Annotated in this window: 19 protein-coding genes; 12 read left to right on the top strand and 7 right to left on the bottom strand. The window is 65.1% G+C overall.

Features of this window, described 5'->3' with window-relative positions:
• The first annotated feature begins 402 nt into the window (after nucleotides 1-402).
• The 3 genes from ACMGG8_RS19310 (at nucleotide 403) to ACMGG8_RS19300 (ending at nucleotide 3,677) form a co-directional block, all read left to right on the top strand.
• Nucleotides 403-1,509 (top strand): enoyl-CoA hydratase/isomerase family protein, encoded by a 1,107-nt coding sequence (locus ACMGG8_RS19310; RefSeq protein ID WP_414158177.1) that lies wholly within the window; start codon nucleotides 403-405, stop codon nucleotides 1,507-1,509.
• Nucleotides 1,510-1,513: 4 nt separating this feature from the next.
• Nucleotides 1,514-2,665 (top strand): acyl-CoA dehydrogenase family protein, encoded by a 1,152-nt coding sequence (locus ACMGG8_RS19305; protein WP_060839324.1) that lies wholly within the window; start codon nucleotides 1,514-1,516, stop codon nucleotides 2,663-2,665.
• A 247-nt stretch (nucleotides 2,666-2,912) separates the two neighbouring features.
• Nucleotides 2,913-3,677 carry an SDR family oxidoreductase gene (locus ACMGG8_RS19300; RefSeq protein WP_108543780.1) on the top strand — a complete coding sequence of 255 codons (765 nt, stop codon included), beginning with the start codon at nucleotides 2,913-2,915 and terminating at the stop codon, nucleotides 3,675-3,677.
• A gap of 329 nt (nucleotides 3,678-4,006) precedes the next feature.
• Here ACMGG8_RS19300 and ACMGG8_RS19295 read toward each other — a convergent pair whose 3' ends face one another.
• The 6 genes from ACMGG8_RS19295 to ACMGG8_RS19270 form a co-directional block, all read right to left on the bottom strand.
• Nucleotides 4,007-4,780, bottom strand: coding sequence for an enoyl-CoA hydratase (locus ACMGG8_RS19295; protein ID WP_060839326.1), 774 nt, complete (start codon nucleotides 4,778-4,780; stop codon nucleotides 4,007-4,009).
• Between the two features lie 21 nt (nucleotides 4,781-4,801).
• Entirely contained in the window at nucleotides 4,802-5,929 is a 1,128-nt protein-coding gene (locus tag ACMGG8_RS19290) for an acyl-CoA dehydrogenase (RefSeq protein WP_060839327.1), read from the bottom strand.
• Between the two features lie 12 nt (nucleotides 5,930-5,941).
• Nucleotides 5,942-7,132, bottom strand: a complete 1,191-nt coding sequence (locus tag ACMGG8_RS19285) for an acetyl-CoA C-acyltransferase (RefSeq protein ID WP_414158176.1) — start codon at nucleotides 7,130-7,132, stop codon at nucleotides 5,942-5,944.
• Nucleotides 7,133-7,144: 12 nt separating this feature from the next.
• A complete protein-coding gene (locus ACMGG8_RS19280) occupies nucleotides 7,145-7,906 on the bottom strand; it encodes an SDR family NAD(P)-dependent oxidoreductase (protein WP_060843608.1) in 762 nt (253 codons plus the stop codon).
• A 14-nt stretch (nucleotides 7,907-7,920) separates the two neighbouring features.
• Nucleotides 7,921-9,585, bottom strand: coding sequence for an AMP-binding protein (locus tag ACMGG8_RS19275; protein WP_414158175.1), 1,665 nt, complete (start codon nucleotides 9,583-9,585; stop codon nucleotides 7,921-7,923).
• Between the two features lie 349 nt (nucleotides 9,586-9,934).
• Nucleotides 9,935-10,957 carry an AraC family transcriptional regulator gene (locus ACMGG8_RS19270; protein ID WP_108543788.1) on the bottom strand — a complete coding sequence of 341 codons (1,023 nt, stop codon included), beginning with the start codon at nucleotides 10,955-10,957 and terminating at the stop codon, nucleotides 9,935-9,937.
• Nucleotides 10,958-11,305: 348 nt separating this feature from the next.
• Between ACMGG8_RS19270 and ACMGG8_RS19265 the strand changes: the two genes are divergently transcribed.
• From ACMGG8_RS19265 to ACMGG8_RS19235, 7 genes are all read left to right on the top strand, one after another.
• On the top strand, nucleotides 11,306-12,616 hold the full coding sequence (locus ACMGG8_RS19265; RefSeq protein ID WP_414158174.1) for an ABC transporter substrate-binding protein: 1,311 nt from the start codon (nucleotides 11,306-11,308) through the stop codon (nucleotides 12,614-12,616).
• 158 nt (nucleotides 12,617-12,774) lie between these two features.
• The gene (locus ACMGG8_RS19260; RefSeq protein WP_414158173.1) at nucleotides 12,775-13,701 is read left to right on the top strand and encodes a carbohydrate ABC transporter permease; all 927 of its coding nucleotides are present in this window, start codon (nucleotides 12,775-12,777) and stop codon (nucleotides 13,699-13,701) included.
• Between the two features lie 10 nt (nucleotides 13,702-13,711).
• A complete protein-coding gene (locus ACMGG8_RS19255; RefSeq protein WP_414158172.1) occupies nucleotides 13,712-14,542 on the top strand; it encodes a carbohydrate ABC transporter permease in 831 nt (276 codons plus the stop codon).
• Nucleotides 14,543-14,566: 24 nt separating this feature from the next.
• Nucleotides 14,567-15,670, top strand: a complete 1,104-nt coding sequence (locus tag ACMGG8_RS19250) for an ABC transporter ATP-binding protein (RefSeq protein ID WP_060839335.1) — start codon at nucleotides 14,567-14,569, stop codon at nucleotides 15,668-15,670.
• A gap of 25 nt (nucleotides 15,671-15,695) precedes the next feature.
• Complete coding sequence (locus tag ACMGG8_RS19245; protein ID WP_060839336.1) at nucleotides 15,696-17,171, top strand: mannitol dehydrogenase family protein; 1,476 nt, start codon at nucleotides 15,696-15,698, stop codon at nucleotides 17,169-17,171.
• Between the two features lie 151 nt (nucleotides 17,172-17,322).
• Nucleotides 17,323-18,819 (top strand): xylulokinase, encoded by a 1,497-nt coding sequence (gene xylB / locus ACMGG8_RS19240; protein ID WP_414158171.1) that lies wholly within the window; start codon nucleotides 17,323-17,325, stop codon nucleotides 18,817-18,819.
• 13 nt (nucleotides 18,820-18,832) lie between these two features.
• A complete protein-coding gene (locus tag ACMGG8_RS19235) occupies nucleotides 18,833-19,777 on the top strand; it encodes a carbohydrate kinase family protein (protein ID WP_414159956.1) in 945 nt (314 codons plus the stop codon).
• A 117-nt stretch (nucleotides 19,778-19,894) separates the two neighbouring features.
• Here ACMGG8_RS19235 and ACMGG8_RS19230 read toward each other — a convergent pair whose 3' ends face one another.
• Complete coding sequence (locus ACMGG8_RS19230; RefSeq protein WP_060843614.1) at nucleotides 19,895-21,196, bottom strand: OprD family porin; 1,302 nt, start codon at nucleotides 21,194-21,196, stop codon at nucleotides 19,895-19,897.
• Nucleotides 21,197-21,843: 647 nt separating this feature from the next.
• On the opposite strand from ACMGG8_RS19230, the gene ACMGG8_RS19225 reads away from it, so the two are divergent.
• A complete protein-coding gene (locus tag ACMGG8_RS19225; protein WP_414158170.1) occupies nucleotides 21,844-23,196 on the top strand; it encodes a UDP-glucose dehydrogenase family protein in 1,353 nt (450 codons plus the stop codon).
• A complete protein-coding gene (locus ACMGG8_RS19220; RefSeq protein WP_060839340.1) occupies nucleotides 23,193-24,212 on the top strand; it encodes an NAD-dependent epimerase in 1,020 nt (339 codons plus the stop codon). Before ACMGG8_RS19225 ends, ACMGG8_RS19220 begins: the two co-directional genes overlap by 4 nt.
• The last annotated feature ends 29 nt before the right edge of the window (nucleotides 24,213-24,241 follow it).

The raw sequence follows: 24,241 nt of genomic DNA, 5'->3' as shown, positions 1-24,241 counted from the left end.
TTGTGACAGGGGCAGAGAGTGGGTGCGGGGTTACCGCAGTCGAGTTCTTGTTGTGAGTGGGCAGGCCCGGCGGTCAATGCCCGAGCTACCTCCGGTTGCCGCGGTCTACGCTGCAACGGAGCGCCAGAATGCCAACAGCCAAAGCCTCCCAGGTGTCGTAAGGGGCGCCTGAAACAGCCTGGATCGGCTGATAACGGCTATTTCACAGCCGATTCTGTCGCCAAGGCTCTAGACCTTGACCCAGAGCTGTCTTGCAAGGCCCGGCAGGTATTTATCGTCATGCAAAAATGCACAGTCGACCTGCAGCTTTCGGGGTTGTAATCGGCAAATTTGCACTGTTACGATCCGCCGATGCTCGCGCGCGAGCCTCATACAAAAAACAATAAAAGCAGGGAGTTAGTGATGACTGCTCAGGTTTCATCCCAGACGACACGGGACCTCGACGCCACCTCGGACGAGGTGCTGGTGGAGGTGCGCAACCACATCGGTCACCTGACCCTCAACCGCCCCGCCGGACTCAACGCCATCACCCTGTCGATGGTGCGCACCTTGCAACGCCAGCTCAACGCCTGGGCCCAGGATCCGCTGATCCACGCGGTGGTCCTGCGCGGCGCCGGGGAAAAGGCCTTCTGCGCCGGCGGCGACATCCGTTCGCTGTACGACAGCTATCAGGGCGGCGATACCCTGCACGAGGATTTCTTCGTCGAGGAATACGCCCTGGACCTGACCATCCACCATTACCGCAAGCCGGTGCTGGCCCTGATGGACGGCTTCGTTCTCGGTGGCGGCATGGGCCTGGTGCAAGGCGCCGACCTGCGGGTGGTCACCGAGCGCAGTCGCCTGGCGATGCCGGAAGTGGCCATCGGTTACTTCCCGGATGTCGGCGGCAGTTACTTCCTCTCGCGGATACCCGGTGAGCTGGGCACCTACCTGGGCGTCAGCGGCGTGCAGATCCGCGCCGCCGATGCCCTGTACTGCGGCCTGGCCGACTGGCACCTGGACAGCGGCAAGCTGGACCTGCTGCACCAGCGCCTGGATCGCCTGCACTGGAGCGACTCGCCGCTCAAGGACCTGCAGGGTCTGCTGGCCAAGCTGGCGGTGCAGAGCCTGCCCGACGCGCCGCTGCAAGCCCTGCGCCCGGCCATCGATCACTTCTTCGCCCTGCCGGACGTGGCGAGCATCGTCGAGCAACTGCGCAGCGTCACGGTTGCCGACAGCCACGAGTGGGCCACGACCACCGCCGACCTGCTGGACAGCCGCTCGCCCCTGGCCATGGCCGTGACCCTGGAGATGCTGCGCCGCGGCCGGCACCTGAGCCTGGAGCAATGCTTCGCCCTGGAGCTGCACCTGGACCGCCAGTGGTTCGAGCACGGCGACCTGATGGAGGGCGTGCGCGCCCTGATCATCGACAAAGACAAGACCCCCCGCTGGAATCCACCGACCCTGGCCGCCCTCGAGGCGCAGCGGGTGGCGAGCTTCTTCAGCGGTTTCGACGACAGCGGGAGCTGAGCCCATGCACGACATTGAACTGAGCGAAGAACAAGTGATGATCCGCGACATGGCCCGGGACTTTGCCCGTGGCGAGATCGCGCCCCATGCCCAGGCCTGGGAAAAGGCCGGCTGGATCGACGACGCCCTGGTGCGCAAGATGGGCGAGCTGGGCCTGTTGGGCATGGTGGTCCCCGAGGAATGGGGCGGCAGCTACCTGGACTACGTGGCCTACGCCCTGGCGGTGGAGGAAATCTCCGCCGGCGACGGCGCCACCGGCGCCTTGATGAGCATCCACAACTCGGTGGGCTGCGGGCCGATCCTCAACTACGGCAGCCAGGAGCAGAAACAGCAATGGTTACCGCGCCTGGCCGCCGGCGAAGCCATCGGCTGCTTCTGCCTGACCGAACCCCAGGCCGGTTCCGAAGCCCACAACCTGCGCACCCGCGCCGAGCTGCGCGACGGCCAGTGGGTGATCAACGGCGCCAAGCAGTTCGTCAGCAACGGCAAGCGCGCCCAACTGGCCATCGTCTTTGCGGTGACCGACCCGGAACTGGGCAAGAAAGGCCTGTCGGCGTTCCTGGTACCCACCGACACCCCGGGGTTCATCGTCGACCGCACCGAGCACAAGATGGGCATTCGCGCCTCCGACACCTGCGCGGTCACCCTCAACCAGTGCACCATCCCCGAAGCCAACCTGCTGGGCGAACGGGGCAAGGGCCTGGCCATTGCCCTGTCCAACCTTGAGGGCGGCCGCATCGGCATCGCCGCCCAGGCCCTGGGCATCGCCCGCGCCGCGTTTGAAGCGGCCCTGGCCTACGCCCGGGAACGGGTGCAGTTCGACAAGCCGATCATCGAACACCAGAGCATCGCCAACCTGCTGGCCGACATGCACACCCGGCTCAATGCCGCGCGCCTGCTGATCCTGCACGCCGCGCGCCTGCGCAGCGCCGGCCAACCCTGCCTGTCGGAGGCCTCCCAGGCCAAGCTGTTCGCTTCGGAGATGGCCGAGAAGGTCTGCTCCTCGGCCATGCAGATCCATGGCGGCTACGGCTACCTGGAGGACTACCCGGTGGAGCGCTACTACCGCGATGCGCGGATCACCCAGATCTACGAAGGCTCCAGCGAGATCCAGCGCCTGTTGATTGCCCGCGAGCTGAAGCATTACCAGCTGTAGGCATTGACGCCGAAAACAAAAAATCGCAGCCCAGGCTGCGATTTTTTTTGCTCCCATGGCCGCCCTCCTCGCCACGCGCGATCTGCAGTGCAAGAGCCCCATAAGCCCTGTTGGGTGCTGTCGAGCAGATGGGCAGGCGGTAGTTGGCCGCAGTGCGTTCAAAAAGATATTCAACGCAAGATCCGGAGTTCCGCGTCGTTCGCAGCGGCCTAAGGTTGGCTCAACGCTCAGGCAAAGGAGGTCGATCATGAAACAACTGCACGACAAAGTCGCGATTGTCACGGGGGCCACGTCGGGAATCGGTCAGGCCGCCGCCCGGCTGTTCGCCCAGGAAGGCGCGCGCCTGATAGTGACTGGCCGTCGGGGCGACGCACTGGATGCGTTGGTCGCCCAGATCCAGCAAGCCGGTGGCGAGGCACTTGGGGTTGCCGGTGACATTCGCAGCGAGGCACTGGCCGAGCGTCTTGTGGCGCTGGCGCTGGAGCGTTTCGGTGGGTTGGATATCGCCTTCAATAACGCCGGAATCACAGGTGAAGCCCAGTCCGTCTCCGAGTTGACCCTTGGCCAGTGGCAGGCCGTGCTCGACTGCAACTTGACCAGTGCCTTTCTCGGGGCCAAGTACCAGCTGCCGGCTCTGCGCAGCCGGGGCGCAGGGTCCATTATTTTCACGTCCAGCTTTGTCGGGCACCGCGTCGGTTTTCCCGGTATGGCGGCGTATGCCGCGAGCAAGGCCGCGCTGATCGGGTTGACCCAGGTCATCGCCGCTGAAGAAGGCCCCCACGGCATTCGTGCCAACGCGCTACTGCCCGGAGGCACCGACACGCCCATGGGCCGTGCAGCCACCGACACCCCTGAGAAACGCGCCTTTGTCGAAAACCTGCATGCCCTCAAGCGCCTCGCCCGTCCCGAGGAAATTGCCCGCGCGGCGCTGTTTCTCGCGTCGGACGCCGCCAGTTTCGTCAGCGGGACGGCGATGCTGGTTGAGGGGGGAGTTTCCATCAACCGCAGCTAGGGTCTGTTCCCGTTTGGTGACGAGCCGCGTTGCTGGGCCAAACGGTGCGAGGCAAGGCGCGGGATGCCGCCAATGGTTGTTCCCTTGGCAAATCCCGCAACGCAGCCTCGCGACGTTTGGCACGCAACCCGAAGGGACGGGGCTCACTGGGCACAGGGCGGCGTTGCTCGGAGCTTATTGGGAACAACCAAACTGCGCTCCTCGCACCTTGCCCTGTGCCCAGTGGGCCACCGTCGCGGCCTGTCACCAAACGGGAACAGACCCTAGGCGCTGCGGTTGAGGGGGCAGGGACGCCGGATGAACGCCGCGTCCTGCCAGGGGCGGTGCGGTTACTGATCCTTGAACTGCGGATCACGCTTGGCGATGAAGGCGGCCATGCCCTCTTTCTGGTCCTGGGTGGCGAAGGCGGCGTGGAACACCCGGCGTTCGAAGCGCACGCCTTCGGACAGGCTGACTTCGAAGGCGCGGTTCACGCTTTCCTTGATCATCATGCTCACCGGGATCGATTTTGCGGCGATCACGGCGGCGACCCTCAGGGCTTCTTCCACCAGCTCGTCCGCCGGCACGATGCGCGCGACCAAGCCGCAGCGTTCGGCCTCCACGGCATCGATAAAGCGTCCGCTCAGGCACATTTCCATGGCCTTGGCCTTGCCCACGGCGCGGGTCAGGCGCTGGGTGCCGCCCATGCCCGGCAGCACGCCGAGGTTGATTTCCGGCTGGCCGAACTTGGCGTTGTCACCGGCCAGGATGAAGTCGCACATCAAGGCCAGTTCGCAGCCGCCACCCAGGGCGAAGCCGTTGACCGCGGCGATGATCGGCTTGCGCCGGTTGGCCACGCGGTCGCTGTCGCTGAACAGGTCGTCGAGGTAGATCTGCGGGTAGGTCAGCTCGGCCATTTCCTTGATGTCGGCACCGGCGGCGAAGGCTTTCTTCGAGCCGGTGATGACGATGCAGCCGATCTGCGGGTCGGCTTCCAGGCGGTCCAGGGCCTGGTTCACCTCGCCGACGATCTGCGCGTTGAGGGCGTTCAACGCCTGGGGACGGTTGAGGGTGATCAGACCGACCCGGTCCTTGATGTCCAACAAGATGGTTTCGTAGCTCATGTATCAGCTCCTGCTAAAAAGTCAGAGATTGCGCGAAATGACCATGCGCTGGATGTCGCTGGTGCCTTCGTAGATCTGGCAGATGCGCACGTCGCGGTAGATACGCTCCAGCGGGAAGTCGCTCAAATAGCCATAGCCGCCCAGGGTTTGCAATGCCGCCGAGCAGACCTTCTCGGCCATTTCCGAGGCAAACAGCTTGGCCATCGAGGCTTCCACCAGGGCCGGCTTGCCGCTGTCGCGCAGGGCCGCGGCGTAATGCACCATTTGCCGCGCCACGGCGATCTGGGTGGCCATGTCCGCCAGGCGAAACGCCACGGCCTGGTGCTCGATGATCGGCTTGCCGAAGGTTTCGCGCTCGCGGGCGTAGTCTCGCGCCGCTTCGAACGCGGCCCGGGCCATGCCCACCGATTGCGCGGCAATGCCCACGCGGCCGCCTTCGAGGTTGGCCAGGGCGATCTTGTAGCCCTCGCCCTCCTCCCCCAGGCGGTTGGCCAGCGGCACCTTCACATCCTCGAAAAGGATCTGGCAGGTGTCGCTGGCGTGCTGGCCAAGCTTGTCCTCGATGCGCGCGACCTTATAGCCCGGCGCATCGGTGGGCACGATAAAGGCGCTGATGCCGCGCTTGCCGGCCGCCGGGTCGGTGACCGCGAACACGATCACCACCCCGGCGTTCTGCCCCGAGGTGATGAACTGCTTGCAGCCGTTGAGCACATAGTGGTCGCCGTCGCGGCGGGCCCGGGTTTTCAGGCTGCTGGCGTCGGAGCCGGCCTGGGGCTCGGTGAGGGCGAAGGCGCCAAGCATGGCGCCGCTGGCCAGGGGCTTGAGGAAACGCTCTTTCTGCTCGTCGTTGCCGAACTTGAGGATCGGCACGCAGCCCACCGAGTTGTGCACGCTCATGATGGTGGAACAGGCGCCATCACCGGCGGCGATCTCCTCCAGGGCCATGGCATAGGCCAGGTAGCCGGTGTCGCAGCCGCCCCACTGCTCGGGCACCAGCATGCCGAAGAAGCCCAGTTCGGCCATCTCGGCGATGGCCTCCCTGGGAAAGCGGTGCTCGCGGTCCCAGTCGGCGGCAAAGGGCTTCAGACGCTCCTGGGCAAATTGCCGGGCGGCGTCGCTGATCTGCAGTTGTTCGTCATTGGGCAACATCGGGATTCCTCGTTACAGGCATTCAACGGCCATGGCCGTGGCTTCGCCACCGCCGATGCAGATCGCGGCCACGCCACGCTTGAGGCCCTTCTGGCGTAGGGCCGAGAGCAGGGTCACCAGGATCCGCGCGCCGGAGGCACCGATCGGATGGCCCAGGGCGCAAGCGCCACCGTGCACGTTGACCTTGGCGTGGGGAATGTCCAGCTTGCTCATGGTCACCAGGCTGACCACGGCGAAGGCTTCGTTGATTTCGAACAGATCGACATCGCTCAGGGCCCAGCCGGTCTTTTTCAGCAGCCGCTCGATGGCGCCCACCGGGGCCACCGGGAACAGGCTCGGGGTGTCGGCGAAGGCCGCGTGCCCGTGGATCACCGCCAGCGGCTTGAGGCCGCGCTTGTCGGCTTCGGAACGGCGCATCAGCACCAGGGCCGCGGCGCCGTCGGAGATCGAGCTGGCGTTGGCGGCGGTCACGGTACCACCGTCGCGGAACGCCGGCTTCAAGGTGGCGATCTTGTCCAGCTTGGCCTTGGGCGGCTGTTCGTCATCGCTGATCAGCTTCGACTCCTTGCCGATCATCACCTGCAGCGGAACGATCTCGTCCTTGAACAGGCCGTCCTTGATCGCCTGCTGGGCGCGGGTCAGGGAAGCCACGGCGAAGTCGTCCTGGGCCTGGCGGGTGAAGCCATTGGCCTCAGCGCAGTCCTCGGCAAAGGTGCCCATCAGGCGGCCCTTGTCGTAGGCATCTTCCAGGCCGTCGAGGAACATGTGATCGAGCACCTTGCCATGGCCCATGCGGTAGCCGCTGCGGGCGCGGTCCAGCAGGTACGGGGCATTGGACATGCTTTCCATGCCGCCGGCGATCACCACCTCGGCGCTGCCGGCCAGCAGCCGGTCATGGGCCAGGATGGTGGCCTCCATGCCGGAGCCGCACATCTTGTTCAGGGTGGTGCAGCGGGTGCCCTTGTCCAGGCCGGCGCCCAGGGCCGCCTGGCGCGCCGGGGCCTGGCCAAGGCCGGCGGACAGCACGCAACCGAACAGCACTTCCTCCACCGCTTGCGGGGCGATTCCTGCGCGCTCTACCGCGGCGCGGATGGCCTCGGCCCCCAGTTGCGGGGCGCTGAGGCCCTTGAGTTCACCCTGGAAACCGCCCATCGGGGTGCGGACGGCGCTGACAATAACGATTGGATCGTGGGCAATGGACATGAGAATTCCTCCTTACTTGGCGGCCATGCGCAAGGCGCCGTCGAGACGGATCACCTCGCCGTTGAGCATGCTGTTTTCAATGATATGCCGCACCAGCGCGGCGTACTCGGCGGGCTTGCCCAGGCGCGGTGGGAACGGCACCCCGGCGGCCAGACCGGCGCGCACTTCGTCGCTCATGCCGGCCATCATCGGGGTTTCGAAAATCCCCGGCGCGATGGTCATCACCCGAATGCCGAAACGCGCCAGCTCGCGGGCCACCGGCAGGGTCAGGCTGGCGATGGCGCCCTTGGACGCCGCATAGGCGGCCTGGCCGATCTGCCCGTCGAAGGCGGCGATGGAGGCGGTGTTGATGATCACCCCGCGCTCGCCATCGGCATCGGCCGCGCTTTCGGCAATGGCCGCCGCGGCCAGGCGCAGCAGGTTGAAGCTGCCGATCAGGTTGACGTTGATCACCTGGCTGAAGCTGGCCAGGGCATGGGGGCCGTTCTTGCCCAGGACCTTCTCGCCGCGCACGATGCCGGCACAGTTGACCAGGCCGTTGAGCCCGCCAAAGGCCTTGACCGTGGCCTGCACCGCCGCTTCCGCCGCGGCCTCCTGGCTGATGTCCGCCACCACGCTGTGGCAGCCCAGTTGCTGGGCCCGGGCCGCCACGGCCTCGGCATTGAGGTCCACCAGCATCACCTTGGCGCCGGCGGCCACCAGCATTTCAGCGCTGGCCGCACCGAGGCCGGAAGCACCACCACTGACGAGAAAAACCTTGTTTGCGATCTGCATCGTTTCAATCCTGTTTACGCGGTAGCTGTTGACGCCGCGGCCTCTTGAGCCTTGGCGATTTCCTGGTTGCGCAAGATAAAGCGCTGCAATTTGCCGCTGGGGGTCTTGGGCAAATCACTGACAAATTCGATTTCACGGGGGTAGGAATGGGCCGCCAGGCGCTTGCGCACATGCTGGCGCAATTCCTCGGCCAACTCCGGCGTGGCGCGGTACTGCTCGCTGAGCACCACGAAGGCCTTGACCAGCTCGGTGCGCTCCGGATCGGGCTTGCCCACCACCGCCGCCTCCACCACCGCCGGGTGTTCGATCAGGGCACTTTCCACGTCGAAGGGACCGACCCGGTAGCCGGACGTGGTGATTACATCGTCGCTGCGGCCGACGAAGCTGATGCTGCCGTCCTGGTTCAACTCGACGGTGTCGCCGCTGAGGTAGTAGTCACCGACGAACGCCTTGGTCGGCACCCCGGCGTAACCGGCGAACCAGCACATTGGCGACTGGCTGCGGTCGATGGCCAGGATGCCCGGCTGGCCGACACCCAGCTCGCGGTACTCTTCGTCCAGCACCACGATGCGGTGGCCGGGCGAGGCGAAACCGGCGGCGCCGACATGCACCGGGTGGTCCAGGCCGTGGTGGTTGCACAGCACCATGCCCAGCTCGGTCTGGCCGTAATGGTCGTGGATCACCACGTCCAGCTGTTCGGCGAACCAGCGGATGACCTCCGGGTTCAGCGGCTCACCGGCGCTGCTGACGATGCGCAGGCGCCCCTTGATCGAACGGGCGAACTGGTCGCCGCCGGCGATCAGCAGGCGGTAGGCCGTAGGCGAGCCGGTGAGGTTGGTGATGCCGTACTTGTTGATCACCCGGCAGGTGCTTTCCAGGGTGAAGGGGCCATCGTAGAAGGTGATCGGGTGACCCAGGCCCAGCGGCCCGGTAACGCCGAAATAGATGCCGTAGGCCCAGCCCGGGTCGGCGACGTTCCAGAACGCATCCTCGGGGCGCAGGTCCACCGCGTCGCGGGTGTAGTTCTGGAACGCGACAATGGCCTTGAGCGGCACTTCCAGGGCTTTCGACGGGCCGGTGGTGCCCGAGGTGAACATCAGCAGGAACGGGTCTTCGCCGGTCAGCAGCACCGGCTCGCACTGGGCCGGGTACTGTTCCAGTTCGGCCCAGAAACTGAAATCGCCGCGCACGATGCCCTGCCCTTTGGCCGCCGCGACCGTGACGACGGTCGGGCACTCGGCGACTTCCGCCAGCTTCGGCCGGTTCACCGCGTCGCAGATCACCAGCTTGGCCTTTGAACTGTTGAGGCGGTGCTCGATGGCCTTGGGGCCAAAGGCGGTGAACAGCGGCTGGTACACCGCGCCGATGCGCCAGGTGGCCAGCACCGTGATCAGCAACTCGACATTGCGCGGCAGCAGCCCGGCGACCTTGTCGCCCTTGCCGACCCCCTGGGCCAGGAAGAAATTGGCCAGGCGTGCGGCCTTGTCCTGCAGTTCAGTGAAGGTATAGGTGGCGCTGCTACCGTCGCGGCCCTCCCAGAACAGCGCGATGCGCCCGGGCAACGCATGCCGGTCACAACATTCGACGCAGGCATTGAGCGCCGACAGCGAACCCGCCAGGGCGGCGTCGACACAGTGCTGATAATTGAAATCCTTGATGGCGGACTGGTAGTTGCGCATTGCCTGAATCCCTCACTGTTCTTATTAGGATGGGAACCTCATGAAAAGCAGGGAAATACTGGCGCCAGAGCCCTCGCGCGACAATGGTCAAAGCTATCAAGTTGCGTGACCGGTTTGGCCAAGAACCCACCCCGGCCGTGGCGACCGGCAGGCCCCGCGCTCGTTGCAGGAACCGGCTTGCCGGCGCAGGCGCAACCGCAGTGGTGCACGGCTTGCGGGCCTCTTCGCCGGCAAGCCGGCTCCTACAGGGAACTGCACGGTGTATCTGACTGCTGTAGGAGCTGGCTTGCCAGCGAAGGCGTCGGCCGGGGCGGCGCAGGGCTTGGCCCCTTTGTCGGCAAGCCGGTTCCTACGAGAGGTCCGGGTCGTTGAGGATCAGGCTGCGGTAATGCCCGGGGTTGGAGCCGGACCATTTGCGAAACGCCTTGTAGAACGAGCTGGTGTCGGCAAACCCCAGGCGCCCGGCTATCTCGGCGAAACTCAGTTGCGGCTCCGCCAGCCAGACAATCGCCAGTTCCTTGCGCACGCTGTCCTTGAGCGCCTGGTAGCTCTGGCCCTCCTCGGCCAGGCGACGGCGCAGGGTCGAGGCGGACATGCACAGGCTCTGGGCCAGGCTTTCGCTTTCCGGCCACTGCTCGCCGGGCAATTGCCGCAACTGCTGCTTGATGCGGCTGGCCAGGCTCTCGGGGTCGCGGTACTTCACCAGGATGTTGGCCGGGGCCTGGGCCAGAAAGCGCTTGAGCTCTTCCTCGCTGCGCTTGATCGGTAGGTCCAGGCAATCGGCGGCGATGATCATCCGCGTGCGCGACCGGGCAAAGCGCAGGTTGTCGGAGAACATCACCCGGTAGTCGTCGCAGAAGTCCGGCTGCGGGCAGCGCAGCTCGATCGCCAGGATCGGAATCCGCCGCCCTGCCAGCCAGCAGGCCACGCCATGGACGATCATCCAGTAGGTGAAATAGCTGAAGGCCCGGCCCGGCGCATGCTCGTCGTCCTGCAGGACGATTTCCGCCAGGCTCTGCTGGCGCACCAGTTGCGCCGGCAGGCGTTCGAACATCAGCGACAGAAAGCCCAGCACCGAATCCAGCCCCGCCGCCAGGGTCGGCTGGGCCATGGCCGAGCGGCAGAGAAAGGCCAGGCTGCCGGACTTCAGCCGGCGCGGATCCATGCCGAAAAACTCGTCATCCAGACGCCGGGCCAACAGCCGCCAGAGCCGGGCATAGGCGCTGGCCGGGACGCGCGCGCAGCCCTGCTGCAGGAGCGCCGGATCAATCCCGACCTTGTTCAGCACTTCCGCGGTGGCTGCTCCCGGCGCACAGCTTTGCAGCAGCGCCTCGCGCACCAGTTGCATGGAGATGGTGTCTTTTTCCGCCATCGTGACCAACGTTTTCCTAAGGATCCCGGGATCGCCATCTTAGGCAGTGACCGGGAAAAAGCCAGTGGGCTTTGGCCGTAGTTGACAGCCTTGCACCAGCGAAAACCGATACGGATTCGTCCGCCCCTGCATCGCCCCGCCACCCGGGCAAGCCGTGCAAACCGCTAGCACGGTCAACGAACCGCTATCTCTGCAGTGCAAAAAAGTATCGATTCAAGTGTCAGGGATGATTTGTCAGCACCGCGTTGGCGGGCTGTAATCAGCCCACATTCTGCCTCGTCCGGCAGAAGACATAACAACAATAACCGTCCTTCTGCAGCCCGCACCGGCGCAGAACAGGAGTGACCGATGAACCCTTGCACCAAAGCCCTGCTCGTCACCACCTGCATGACCCTCAGCAGCGTCACCCTCGGCGCCCAGACCCTGACCATCGCCACCGTCAACAACAGCGACATGATCCGCATGCAACGGCTGTCGAAAACCTTCGAGAGCCAGCACCCGGACATCCAGCTGAACTGGGTGGTGCTGGAAGAAAACGTCCTGCGCCAGCGCCTGACCACCGATATCGCCACCCAGGGCGGGCAGTTCGACGTGCTCACCATCGGCATGTACGAGGCCGCGCTCTGGGGCGCCAAGGGCTGGCTGCAACCGATGCAGGACCTGCCCGCCAGCTATGACCTGGATGACGTCTTCCCCTCGGTGCGCGAGGGGCTGTCGGTCAAGGGCACGCTCTATGCCCTGCCGTTCTACGCCGAAAGCTCCATGACCTACTACCGCACCGACCTGTTCCAGCAGGCCGGCCTGAGCATGCCGGAGCGGCCGACCTGGGAGCAGATCGGCGAGTTCGCCGCCAGGCTCAACAAACCCGGCCAGGAGCAATACGGCCTGTGCCTGCGGGGCAAGGCCGGCTGGGGCGAGAACGTGGCCCTGATCACCACCCTGGCCAACAGCTACGGCGCGCGCTGGTTCAATGAGCAATGGCAGCCCGAATTCACCGGGCCGGAGTGGAAGAACGCCCTGACCTTCTACGTCGACAACATGAAGAAATCCGGCCCGCCGGGGGCCTCGAGCAACGGTTTCAATGAAAACCTGGCGCTGTTCAACAGCGGCAAGTGCGCGATCTGGGTCGACGCCAGCGTCGCCGGCTCCTTTGTCACCGACCAGAGCCAGAGCAAGGTCGCCCAGCAGGTGGGCTTCACCTTTGCCCCGCATCAGGTCACCGACAAAGGCAGTGCCTGGCTGTACTCCTGGTCCCTGGCGATCCCCGCCAGTTCCAAGGCCAAGGACGCCGCCAGGACCTTCACCACCTGGGCCACCTCCAAGGAATATGCAGCCCTGGTGGCGGAGAAGGACGGCATCGCCAACGTGCCGCCGGGGACCCGGGCTTCGACCTACAGCGCGGCCTACATGAACGCCGCACCGTTCGCCCGGATCACCCTGGAATCGCTGAAGGCGGTGGACCCCAGCAAACCGACCCTCAAGCCGGTGCCCTACATCGGCATCCAGCTGGTGACCATTCCCGAGTTCCAGGCCATCGGTACCCAGGTCGGCAAGCTGTTTTCCGCGGCGCTGATCGGCCAGAGCACGGTGGACCAGGCCCTGGCCGCCGCGCAGCAGAGCACCGAGCGGGAAATGAAGCGCGCCGGCTACCCGAAATAACCCGGCACGCCTGGTAGGAGCCGGCTGGCCGGCGAAGAGGCCCTTGAGTCTTGCGCAGTGTTCAAGGACGCCTTCGCTGGCAAGCCAGCTCCTACGCGCAACCCGGCCATGCCAGCGCAGTGTCGCGCGCCCCTCATACCCAACTGGTTGTGATCCTCATGAATACCTCGACTGCCAAGCTCCATCTGCCAGCGCAGGCGGCTCGCCGCAAGCGTCGCCTGGCCAGCCCCGGCTGGTTTCTGGTCAGCCCCTCGGTGGCGTTGTTGCTGCTATGGATGATCGTGCCCCTGGGCATGACCCTGTACTTCTCGCTGATCCGCTACAACCTGCTGTACCCCGGTGAAAACCCGTTCGTGGGCCTGGAGAACTTCAGCTACTTCCTCAGTGACTCGGGCTTTGTGCCCGGGGCCACCAACACCCTGTTGCTGGTGGGCAGCGTGCTGCTGATCAGCGTGGTGTTCGGGGTGCTGATCAGTGCCCTGCTGGAGGCCAGCGAGTTCTTCGGCCGCGGCCTGGTCCGGGTGCTGCTGATCTCGCCGTTCTTCATCATGCCCACGGTGGGCGCGCTGATCTGGAAGAACCTGATCTTTCACCCGGTATCGGGCATCCTCGCCGCCGTGTGGAAGCTGTTCGGCGCCCAGCCGGTGGACTGGCTGGGCCATTACCCGCTGCTGTCGATCATCCTCATCGTGTCCTGGCAGTGGCTGCCGTTCGCCATCCTGATCCTGATGACCGCCATGCAGTCCCTGGACCAGGAACAGAAAGAAGCCGCACGCCTGGATGGCGCCGGCCCCATCGCGATCTTCTGGCACCTGACCCTGCCGCACCTGGCGCGGCCGATCGCGGTGGTGGTGATGATCGAAACCATCTTCCTGCTCTCGGTGTTCGCCGAAATTTTCACCACCACCAACGGCGGCCCGGGCTACGCCTCGACCAACCTGGCCTACCTGATCTACAACCAGGCGCTGGTGCAGTTCGACGTGGGCATGGCGTCGGCCGGTGGCCTGATCGCCGTGGTCATCGCCAATATCGCCGCGATCATCCTGGTGCGGATGATCGGCAAGAACCTGACTGACCAGAGCTGAGGTGCCCGCCATGACCCTGCAACAATCCCGACGCCTGCGCAGCCTGCTGCTGGGCACCCTGGCCTGGGCCATCGCGATCCTGATCTTCTTTCCGATCTTCTGGATGGTGCTGACCAGCTTCAAGAGCGAAATCGGTGCCTTTGCCACGCCGCCGCAGTTCATCTTCACGCCGACGCTTGAGAATTACCTGCACATCAACGAGCGCAGCAACTACTTCGCCTACGCCTGGAACTCGGTGCTGATCTCCTTCAGCGCCACCGCCCTGTGCCTGCTGATCGCGGTGCCGGCGGCCTACTCCATGGCCTTCTACGAGACCCGCAACACCAAGCGCACCCTGCTGTGGATGCTCTCGACCAAGATGCTGCCGCCGGTGGGGGTGCTGATGCCGATCTACCTGTTGGCCAAGAGTTTCGGCCTGCTGGACACGCGCATTGCGCTGATCGTGATCTACACCCTGATCAACCTGCCGATCGTGGTGTGGATGGTTTACACCTACTTCAAGGACATCCCCCGGGACATCCTTGAAGCCGCCCGCCTGGACGGCGCCACACTGGCCCAGGAGATGCTCCGGGTGCTGCTGCCGATCGCCAAGGGCGGGCTGGCCTCCACCGTGCTGCTGTCGCTGATCCTGTGCTGGAACGAAGCCTTCTGGTCGCTGAACCTGACCTCTGCCAATGCCGCCCCGCTGACCGCGCTGATCGCCTCCTACTCCAGTCCCGAAGGGTTGTTCTGGGCCAAGCTCTCGGCGGTTTCGACCCTGGCCTGCGCGCCGATCCTGATCTTCGGCTGGATCAGCCAGAAACAGCTGGTGCGCGGCCTGTCCTTTGGCGCAGTGAAGTAACCCTCGAATTGTTGGAGACACCCCATGGCTCACCTGAAAATCAGCAACCTGCAAAAAGGCTTCGAAGGCTTCGAGATCATCAAGGGCATCGACCTTGAGGTGAACGACAAGGAATTCGTGGTCTTCGTCGGCCCCTCGGGCTGCGGCAAATCCACCCTGCTGCGACTGATCGCCGGGCTGGAGGAAGTCAGCGGCGGTCGCATCGAGCTGGACGGCCGCGACATCACCGAAGTCAGCCCGGCCAGGCGCGACCTGGCCATGGTGTTCCAGACCTACGCCCTGTACCCGCACATGAGCGTGCGCAAGAACATGTCCTTCGCCCTGGACCTGGCCGGGGTCGACAAGGCCCTGGTGCAGAAGAAGGTCGATGAGGCGGCGCGCATCCTCGAACTGGGGCCGATGCTCGAACGCAAGCCCAAGCAACTGTCCGGCGGCCAGCGCCAGCGCGTGGCCATCGGCCGGGCGATTGTGCGCAACCCGAAGATCTTCCTGTTCGACGAACCGCTGTCCAACCTGGATGCCGCGCTGCGGGTGCAGATGCGCCTGGAGCTGGCGCGCCTGCACCAGGAGCTGCAGGCCACCATGATCTACGTCACCCACGATCAGGTCGAAGCCATGACCCTGGCGGACAAGGTGGTGGTGCTCAACGGCGGCCGGGTGGAACAGGTGGGCGCGCCCCTGGAGCTGTATCACAACCCGGCCAACCTGTTTGTCGCCGGCTTTCTCGGCACGCCGAAAATGGGCTTTCTCAAGGGCCACGTCAGCCAGGTCGACAGCCAGGGGTGCGAGGTGCACCTGCAGGCCGGGGCGCGCCTGCACCTGGGTCGCCACAGCGCGCAACTCAAGGTCGGCAGCGCGGTGACCCTGGGCATCCGCCCCGAACACCTGGAGCTGGGCGAGCCCGGCCGCGCCAGCCTGCCGGTGACAGCCGACGTTGCCGAGCGCCTGGGCAGCGACACCTTCTGCCATGTCCGCAGCAGCGGCGGCGAAGCCCTGACCCTGCGCATCCGCGGTGACCTGGCCAGCCGTTACGGCGAGCAACTGCACCTGCAACTGGACCCCGAGCACTGCCATCTGTTCGATGACCAAGGCCAGGCCGTTCCCCGCTTGCTGCGCGCCGCCGCCTGATCCCCTGATGACCGAGAGCCCCCGCATGAAACTCAATCGCTTGAACCTCAGCCAATTGCCGCCCCAGGTGCGGCTGCCCGCCTACGGGCCCGCCGACACCCGCCAGGGCATTGCCCACATCGGCGTCGGCGGCTTTCACCGGGCCCACCAGGCCTATTACACCGATGCCCTGATGAACCGGGGCCTGGGCCTGGACTGGAGCATCTGTGGCATCGGCCTGCGCCCCGAGGATCGCCGCGCCCGGGACGATCTGGCCGGCCAGGACTACCTCTACAGCCTCTTTGAACTGGGTGACGGCGACGGCCACGAAGTACGGGTAATCGGCGCCATCAGCCAGATGCTGCTGGCCGAGGACGGCGCCCAGGCGCTGATCGACAAGCTGGCCAGCCCGGAGATCCGCATCGTCTCCCTGACCATCACCGAGGGCGGCTACTGCATCGACGACAGCACTGGCGAGTTCATGCTCCATCTGCCGCAAATCCAGCACGATCTGGCCCACCCGCGGCAGCCGCGCACGGTGTTCGGTTTTCTCTGCGCCGCCCTGGCCCGACGCCGGGCCGCGGGCATTCCGGCCTTCACCCTGATGTCCTGCGATAACCTGCCGCACAACGGCGCGGTGACCCGCAAGGCGCTGCTGGCCTTCGCCGCCCGCCACGACGCCGACCTGCACGACTGGATCGCCCGTCACGTCAGCTTCCCCAACGCCATGGTCGACCGCATCACCCCCATGACCAGCAACGCTCACCGCCTGCAACTGCACGATGAACACGGCATCGACGACGCCTGGCCGGTGGTCTGCGAACCCTTTGTCCAGTGGGTGCTGGAAGACCGCTTCTGCAACGGCCGCCCGGCCTGGGAGCAGGTCGGCGTGCAGTTCACCGACGACGTCACGCCCTATGAAGAGATGAAGATCAAGCTGCTCAATGGCAGCCACCTGGCCCTGACCTACCTGGGTTTTCTCAAGGGCTACCGCTTCGTCCACGAAACCCTGGACGACCCGTTGTTCGTCGCCTACCTGCGGGACTACATGGACCTGGACGTGACCCCGCAACTGGCGCCGGTGCCGGGCATCGACCTGGCGGCGTACAAGGACACCCTGATCCAGCGCTTCTCCAATCGGGCGATTGCCGACCAGCTGGAGCGGGTGTGCAGCGACGGTTCATCGAAGCTGCCCAAGTTCACCGTGCCCACGGTCAACCGCCTGATCGCCGATGGCCGCGACACCGAACGCGCGGCCCTGGTAGTGGCGGCCTGGGCCCTGTACCTGCGGGGGGTGGACGAAAACGGCAGGCACTACTCGATCCCCGACCCCAGGGCCGAGTTCTGTCAGGCCCTGGTGGCCGACGACAGCCTCTTGACCCAGCGCCTGCTGGGGGTGGAAGAGATCTTCGGTGTGGCGATTGCGCGCTCCGCCGAGTTCATCGCCGCCTTCGAACGCTGCTTCAACAGCTTGCGCGAACACGGCGTGAGCCAGACCCTGGAACGCTTGCTGGCGCGATGAAGTGCCCTGGGCGGCAGCTTGCCAGGCAAGGGCCTGCGTGCCTTTTCGCCGCCTCGCCCAAGGCACCGCAGCGGCCACCGGCCATAAGCGGCCGGGGCGGCCAGGCGGAGAGTCTCCAGAGCGCCAACAACCACCGGAACCGGGAACCCTCATGACTCAATCCAGGCTTTTTCTTGGCATCGACTGCGGCACCCAGGGCACCAGGGCGCTGATTCTCGACAGCCGCAGCGGCACCGTCCTGGGCCACGGCGCCGCGCCCCACCGCCTGATCAGCGGCGCCAATGGCCGCCGCGAGCAGGACCCGGCGCAGTGGCTGCAGGCCTGCATCGGCGCAACCCGGCAGGCATTGCAGGCAGCCGGGGTGGATGGCGGGCAGGTGCTCGGTGTCGGGATTTCCGGACAGCAGCACGGGCTGGTGCTGCTCGATGACCAGGGCCAGGTGCTGCGCCCGGCCAAGCTCTGGTGCGACACCGAAAGCAGCGCCGAGAACCAGCGCCTGCTGGACTGGCTGGGGGGCACCCAGGGTTCCCTGGAGCGTCTGGGGCTGGCCATCGCGCCGGGCTATACGGTGTCGAAACTGCTCTGGACCCGGGAGCAGCAGCCTCAGGTGTTCCAGCGTATCGCGCACATCCTGCTGCCCCACGACTACCTGAATTTCTGCCTGACCGGACGCTGTTGCAGCGAGTACGGCGACGCCTCGGGCAGCGGCTACTTCGATGTGCGCAAACGCGATTGGGACCGCGCCCTGCTGGCCCATATCGACCCCAGCGGGCGCCTGGAGCGGGCCTTGCCGCACCTGCTCGAAGCGCATCAGGCGGTGGGCCGCATCCAGCCCGCCATCGCCCGGCAACTGGGCATCAGCGCGGAGGCATTGGTGGCCAGCGGCGGTGGCGACAACATGCTCGGGGCGATCGGCACCGGCAACATCCAGCCCGGCATCATCACCATGAGCCTGGGGTCCTCCGGCACCGTGTATGCCTTTGCCGAACAGCCATGGGTCAGCCCCGAGCCGGCGGTGGCCACCTTTTGCTCCTCCAGCGGTGGCTGGCTGCCGCTGATCTGCACCATGAACCTGACCAACGCCACCACCCTGGTGCGCGAGCTGCTGGGCCTGGATCTGGCCGGCTTCAACCAGCGCCTGGCGCAAGCGCCGATCGGCGCCGGTGGCTTGTGCCTGTTGCCGTTTTTCAACGGTGAACGGGTGCCCGCCCTGCCCCATGCCCAAGGCAGCCTGCATGGCATGACCCTGGACAACCTGACCCAGGCCAACCTGTGCCGCGCCGTGGTCGAAGGCACCACCTTCGGCTTGCGCTACGGCCTGGATCTGTTGCGCGCGGCGGGCTTGCACAGCCAGAGCATCCGCCTGATCGGTGGCGGGGCAAAAAGTCCGCTGTGGCGGCAGATGGTCGCCGATATCATGCACACCCCGGTGATCTGCCCCCTGGAGCACGAAGCCGCGGCCCTGGGCGCGGCGATCCAGGCTGCCTGGTGTCACGGCCGGGAGCAGCAGCCGACACTGGATCTGCAAGCACTCTGTGAGCGCTGCGTGCACCTGGACCCGGGCAGCGCCACCCAGCCTCGGGCCGAACACGTAGCGGCCTACGAACCGTTGTACCAAGGTTACCGACAACGACTGACAACCCTTTGAAGAGCGAATGACTATGTATCTGGTGTGTGGCGAGGCGCTGTTCGACTTTTTCAGCGCGGATGAGGCCGGTGCTCCGGCCAATAAAGTGGCGTTCCAGGCGATTGCCGGTGGTTCGCCGTTCAACGTGGCGGTGGGCCTGCGTCGCCTGGGCATCGACGCCGCGCTGCTGGCCGGACTGTCCCGGGACTACCTGGGCCAGCGCCTGCGGCGGGTGCTGCAAGAGGAAGGCGTGAACACCGACTACCTGCGGGAATTCGCCGCCCCGACCACCCTGGCCATGGTCGCCGTGGGCGCCGATGGCTCGCCGCACTACAGCTTCCGGGGCGAAGGCTGCGCCGATCGCCAATTGCTCGAAGAACACCTGCCGGAGCTGGACGCCAGGGTGCGCGGGCTGCATGTCGGCTCGTTTGCCCTGGTGGTGCAGCCGATTGCCGACACCCTGCTGGCCCTGGTGCGCCGTGAGCGCGGGCGGCGGCTGATCAGCCTCGACCCCAATGTGCGGCTCAACCCGCAGCCGGATATCCAACTGTGGCGCCAGCGCATCGCCGAACTGGCCGGGTACGCCGACCTGATCAAGGTCAGTGACGAAGACCTGACCCTGCTCTACCCCGGGCAAGCGCCGCAGACGCTGATCCAGGGATGGCTGCAGGGCAATGCCCGACTGGTGTTCCTGACCCGCGGCAGCCAGGGCGCGACGGTGTTCAGCGCCCGGCATGGCAGCTGGTCGGTGGCGACGCCCAAGGTTCAAGTGGCCGACACCGTGGGCGCCGGCGACACCTTCCAGGCGGCGCTGATTGCCTGGCTGACCGAGCAGGGGCTGGACTCGCCCCAGGGCCTTGAGCAACTGACCCGCGAACAGACCGACGCCCTGCTGCGCTTTGCCGTCAACGCCGCCGCCCTGACCTGCACCCGCACCGGCCCGGACCTGCCCTACCGCCATCAACTGCAGCCGCTGTAGGCGCCGGTTTGCCGGCGAAGGGGCCCGTCAGCCTTGCGCCGATTCGGGCGACACCTTCGCTGGCAAGCCAGCTCCTGCAACATTCAGTGCCGCCGTGGTGCTTTTCCTCGGCCCTGGTCAGAGCAGGGAGAAGTTGTAGCTGACGATCAGCCGGGTTTCGTCCATGTCGCGGGCGATCTTCTGGTAGTTGCTGCGGTAGGTGGCGTTGCGCAGGCGCAGGCTGACGTCCTTGAAGGTGCCGCTCTGCACCACGTACTTGAGTTCGCTGTCGCGCTCCCACTCGCGGCCTTCGCGCAGGCTGCCCGGAACCTTGATGTGGTCACCGCTGACGTAGCGGGTCAGGAAACTCAGGCCATTGAGGCCAACGGCCTTGAAGTCGTAGTCGTAGCGCAGCTGCCAGGAACGCTCCTGGATCGCCGCGAAGTCGTTGACCTGCACGTAGTTCACCAGGTACGGGTTGCTGCCATCCAGGTAGGGCATCGAATTGTCGCCGTACATGCGCTGCCAGCCGGCGCTCAGGGTGTGACCGCTGAGGCTGTAGCCGAGCAAGGTGCTCAGGGCGCGGTTGTCGATGCCACCGGCGCGCTCGGCGCCGGTGTCGGCACTCTTGAGCAGGCGCAGGTCGCCCTTGAGCACGCCAGGGCCCAGGGGCTGGTTGGCCAGCAGGCCGACAAAATGCTGGCGGTAGATGTCTTCCAGCTCGGCGTAGTGGTACTGGCCGGTCAGCCGCTCGTTGAACTTGTAGTCCAGGCCGTAGGTGTCGAAGTGATCCGCCGTGGTGTTGCAGGCATAGCGCTTGTTCTTGCAATGCACGCGGATGTCCTGGGCGTCGGTGGAATCCCGGGCGGTGTAGCGGTTGAGCCGTGCGGCGGTCAGGGTCAGGTCCTTGACCTCCCTGGAGGTCAGCACCGCGCCATTGAACATCGTCGGCAGCAGGCGCCCGTCGTTGTACTTGAGCAGCGGCAGGTCCGGCAGTTGCGCGCCGTACTTGAACACGGTCTGCGAGACCCGAACCTTGGCGGTCAGGCCCAGTTTGGCGTACTGGTCCGCCGAGCCCCGCGGGTCGTGCCCGCTGGAAGGCAGCAGGCCGCTGTTGCTGCGGTCGGGGCTGGAGTCGAGCTTGATCCCCAGCATGCCCAGGGCATCCAGGCCGAACCCCACGGTGCCTTCGGTGTAGCCCGACTGCAGGTTGAGGATGAAGCCCTGGGCCGACTCCTCACGCTTGGAAGCCCCCTGCTCGGTGCTGGTATGGCCGTCACGAAAATCCCGGTTGAAGTAGATCGTGCGTGATTCCAGCTTGGCGCTGCTGTCCTCAAGAAAGCCGTCGGCGTGAACCGACGGGGCAAATCCAGCCCACAGGACGGCGGCTCCGAGGCCCAGCAGCGGGCACGGATGGATCAGGGAAAAAGGGGGACGCATGAACAGGCTCCAGCACAAATCAGTGACGCGAGGTCGGTAGGGAGAGACCCAGGACTCATTCATCCTGCAAATCAAAGAATGCAGGTTGAATTGATTGAATCAATGAGGGGCGCCCATGATGGCAGATGGCCAAAACCGCCCCAACCCGACTTTAGTCTGACTCCCCGGTCGAAAAACAGCGCGCAGCGGCGAGCGACCCAATACCGACAAAAACAGGAATAAACCTGTCATTTTTTTCAATTTTTCATCAGGCCGGCAGCCGGGTAAAAACTGTCCGAACGATCAGAAATGCCCTCGGCCTGAATAGCCAGTAGTCAATGCTGGCAAAAAAGCATCATTTTTTTATCGCTTAGACATACCGTCTGTCGGATTTTTTGTCTTTTGAAAATACCGAAACAACTATTTGACGCTTTACCTTACAACCCTCATAAGACAGTTTAACTCATTGATTTATATGTATTTATATCAATCCAGGAGAATATGAAAAACGGCAGTGTCATTTATGCAGCACCGCAAAACGTCAATTAAACGTCTTACCACTGTGATAGTGTCAAAAAAAGAGCGCGATGGCGGCAATGTGCCATACGCCCTTTGCGGAAGGTGAGCCACAGCCTCACCCAACACTCATCATGGACGAGGTCGTTCCCTTGGAAGTCAGCGTTTTCGGTACTGGTTATGTCGGCCTGGTGCAAGCAGTTGCCCTCGCCGATGTCGGGCATAACGTGGTGTGTGTCGATATCGACAGCCAGAAAATCGCCCAGCTGCAACGTTCTATTCCGCCGATTCACGAGCCGGGTCTGGCGACCCTGATCGAAGAGAATCAAAAGGCCGGCCGACTGCACTTCACCACCCAGGCCAGCGACGCCGTGGGCCATGCCCAGGTGATCTTCATCGCGGTCGGCACGCCCTCCAACGAAGACGGCTCGGCGGACCTCGACCATGTCCTGGCGGTGGCCCGCAAGATTGCCAGCCTGATGCTCAGCGACAAGACCCTGGTGATCAAATCCACGGTGCCGGTGGGCACTGCCGATCTGGTGGTCGAAACCGTCGCCGAGCAACTGGCGGACCTGGGCCAATCCCAGCTGCGGGTGCACGTGGTCTCCAATCCGGAGTTCCTCAAGGAAGGCTCGGCCGTGGCCGACTGCATGCGCCCGGACCGGATCATCGTCGGCTGTGCCCATGACCTGCCCCGCCAACAGTTGAGCGAACTGTACGCGCCGTTCAACCACAACCATGACCGCCTGATGTTCATGGACAACCGCAGCGCCGAGCTGGTCAAGTACGCGGCCAACGCGATGCTCGCCACCCGCATCAGCTTCATGAACGAGATGGCCAACCTGGCGGAACGCCTGGGGGTGGACATCAACGCGGTGCGCAAGGGCATCGGCGCCGATCCGCGCATCGGCTACCACTTCATCTACCCGGGCGCCGGCTTCGGCGGCTCGTGCTTCCCCAAGGACCTGCGGGCGCTGATCCACACCGCCGAAAGCCACGGGCTGGAACCGCACATGCTCAAGACCGTGCGCGACGTCAACGAGCAGCAGCGCCATGTGCTGTTTCGCAAGCTCAAGGCGCACCTGGGCGACGACCTGCAGGGCAAGGTCATTGCCCTCTGGGGCCTGGCCTTCAAGCCCAACACCGACGACATGCGCGAAGCCACCAGCCGCTACCTGATGCAAGCGCTGTGGGATGCCGGGGCCAGGGTCCAGGCCTACGACCCGGAAGCCATGACCGAATGCCGGCGCCTGTACGGCTACCGCGATGACCTGCAGCTGTGCGCCACCCGCGATGACGCCCTGCAAGGCGCCGATGCGCTGGTGATCTGCACCGAATGGAAAGCCTTTCGCGTGGTGGACTTCAAGTTGCTGCGCGACACCCTCAAGGACCGCCTGATCGTCGACGGGCGCAATCTCTACAACCCGCAACAGGCAGCGGACGCCGGTCTGCACTATCTGAGCATTGGCCTGCCCTACCGCATCCCGGAGGCCCTTTGCGCATGAATATCCTGATCACCGGAGCCGCCGGTTTTATCGGCGCCCATACCGCACTGCGTCTGCTCAAGGATGGGCACCAGGTCACCGGGCTGGATAATTTCAACGACTACTACGACCCCCAGCTCAAGCGCGACCGGGTGCGCTGGGTGGAACGGCAAGTGGGGCACTTCCCGCTGCAACGCCTGGACCTGGCCGACAGCGCCGGGCTGGAGCGGCTGTTTGCCGAGATCCGGCCCCAGGTGGTGATCAACCTCGCCGCCCAGGCCGGGGTGCGCTACTCCCTGGAAAACCCCAAGGCCTACCTGGACAGCAACCTCAGCGGTTTTCTCAACCTGCTGGAAATGTGCCGGCGCTTCCCGGTGCAGCACCTGATCTATGCCTCTTCCAGTTCGGTGTACGGGGCCAACCAGCAGACCCCGTACAAGGTCAGCGACAACGTCGACCATCCGCTGTCGCTGTATGCGGCGAGCAAGAAAGCCAACGAGCTGATGGCCCACAGCTACAGCCACCTGTTCGGCGTGCCGGCCACCGGCCTGCGCTTCTTTACCGTGTACGGGCCCTGGGGCCGGCCGGACATGTCGCCGATCCTGTTTGCCGACGCCATCAGCCAGGGGCGTCCGCTGAAGCTGTTCAACTACGGCATGCACCAGCGCGACTTCACCTACATCGACGACATCGTCGAATCCCTGGTGCGCCTGCTGGACAAGCCACCGGCGCGGGACCCGCTGTGGGATCGCGAACAGCCGGACCCCTCCACTAGCATGGCGCCGTGGCGCCTGTTCAACATCGGTGGCCAGCGCCCGGTGGAGCTCAAGGACTACGTCAGCACCCTGGAGCGGCTCCTCGGCCGCCAGGCCCAGGTGGAGTACCTGCCCCTGCAGCCCGGTGACGTGCTCAACACCTGTGCCGATGTCAGCGCCCTGGAAAACCTCACCGGTTTCGGACCCCAGGTGCCCCTGGATGAAGGCCTGGGCCATTTCGTCCAGTGGTACCGCAGCTACTACACCGGCACCCGGTCCTGAGCCGGTGCCGCGGCGCCCTTTACCAACCC

Source organism: Pseudomonas sp. BNK-45, assembly GCF_047456255.1.
Classification (GTDB): domain Bacteria; phylum Pseudomonadota; class Gammaproteobacteria; order Pseudomonadales; family Pseudomonadaceae; genus Aquipseudomonas.
The sequence above is the reverse complement of the archived record's forward strand: the minus strand, read 5'-3'. Positions and strand labels throughout refer to the sequence as shown.

Bases quoted from the DNA above. Each gene is read 5' to 3' on its own strand.
- ACMGG8_RS19280 (WP_060843608.1), bottom strand. From the start codon at position 7,906: ATGCAGATCGCAAACAAGGTTTTTCTCGTCAGTGGTGGTGCTTCCGGC.
- ACMGG8_RS19295 (WP_060839326.1), bottom strand. From the start codon at position 4,780: ATGAGCTACGAAACCATCTTGTTGGACATCAAGGACCGGGTCGGTCTG.
- ACMGG8_RS19230 (WP_060843614.1), bottom strand. From the start codon at position 21,196: ATGCGTCCCCCTTTTTCCCTGATCCATCCGTGCCCGCTGCTGGGCCTC.
- ACMGG8_RS19290 (WP_060839327.1), bottom strand. From the start codon at position 5,929: ATGTTGCCCAATGACGAACAACTGCAGATCAGCGACGCCGCCCGGCAA.
- ACMGG8_RS19220 (WP_060839340.1), top strand. From the start codon at position 23,193: ATGAATATCCTGATCACCGGAGCCGCCGGTTTTATCGGCGCCCATACC.
- ACMGG8_RS19300 (WP_108543780.1), top strand. From the start codon at position 2,913: ATGAAACAACTGCACGACAAAGTCGCGATTGTCACGGGGGCCACGTCG.
- ACMGG8_RS19270 (WP_108543788.1), bottom strand. From the start codon at position 10,957: ATGGCGGAAAAAGACACCATCTCCATGCAACTGGTGCGCGAGGCGCTG.
- ACMGG8_RS19310 (WP_414158177.1), top strand. From the start codon at position 403: ATGACTGCTCAGGTTTCATCCCAGACGACACGGGACCTCGACGCCACC.
- xylB (WP_414158171.1), top strand. From the start codon at position 17,323: ATGACTCAATCCAGGCTTTTTCTTGGCATCGACTGCGGCACCCAGGGC.
- ACMGG8_RS19255 (WP_414158172.1), top strand. From the start codon at position 13,712: ATGACCCTGCAACAATCCCGACGCCTGCGCAGCCTGCTGCTGGGCACC.
- ACMGG8_RS19260 (WP_414158173.1), top strand. From the start codon at position 12,775: ATGAATACCTCGACTGCCAAGCTCCATCTGCCAGCGCAGGCGGCTCGC.
- ACMGG8_RS19305 (WP_060839324.1), top strand. From the start codon at position 1,514: ATGCACGACATTGAACTGAGCGAAGAACAAGTGATGATCCGCGACATG.
- ACMGG8_RS19265 (WP_414158174.1), top strand. From the start codon at position 11,306: ATGAACCCTTGCACCAAAGCCCTGCTCGTCACCACCTGCATGACCCTC.
- ACMGG8_RS19285 (WP_414158176.1), bottom strand. From the start codon at position 7,132: ATGTCCATTGCCCACGATCCAATCGTTATTGTCAGCGCCGTCCGCACC.
- ACMGG8_RS19275 (WP_414158175.1), bottom strand. From the start codon at position 9,585: ATGCGCAACTACCAGTCCGCCATCAAGGATTTCAATTATCAGCACTGT.
- ACMGG8_RS19250 (WP_060839335.1), top strand. From the start codon at position 14,567: ATGGCTCACCTGAAAATCAGCAACCTGCAAAAAGGCTTCGAAGGCTTC.
- ACMGG8_RS19245 (WP_060839336.1), top strand. From the start codon at position 15,696: ATGAAACTCAATCGCTTGAACCTCAGCCAATTGCCGCCCCAGGTGCGG.
- ACMGG8_RS19235 (WP_414159956.1), top strand. From the start codon at position 18,833: ATGTATCTGGTGTGTGGCGAGGCGCTGTTCGACTTTTTCAGCGCGGAT.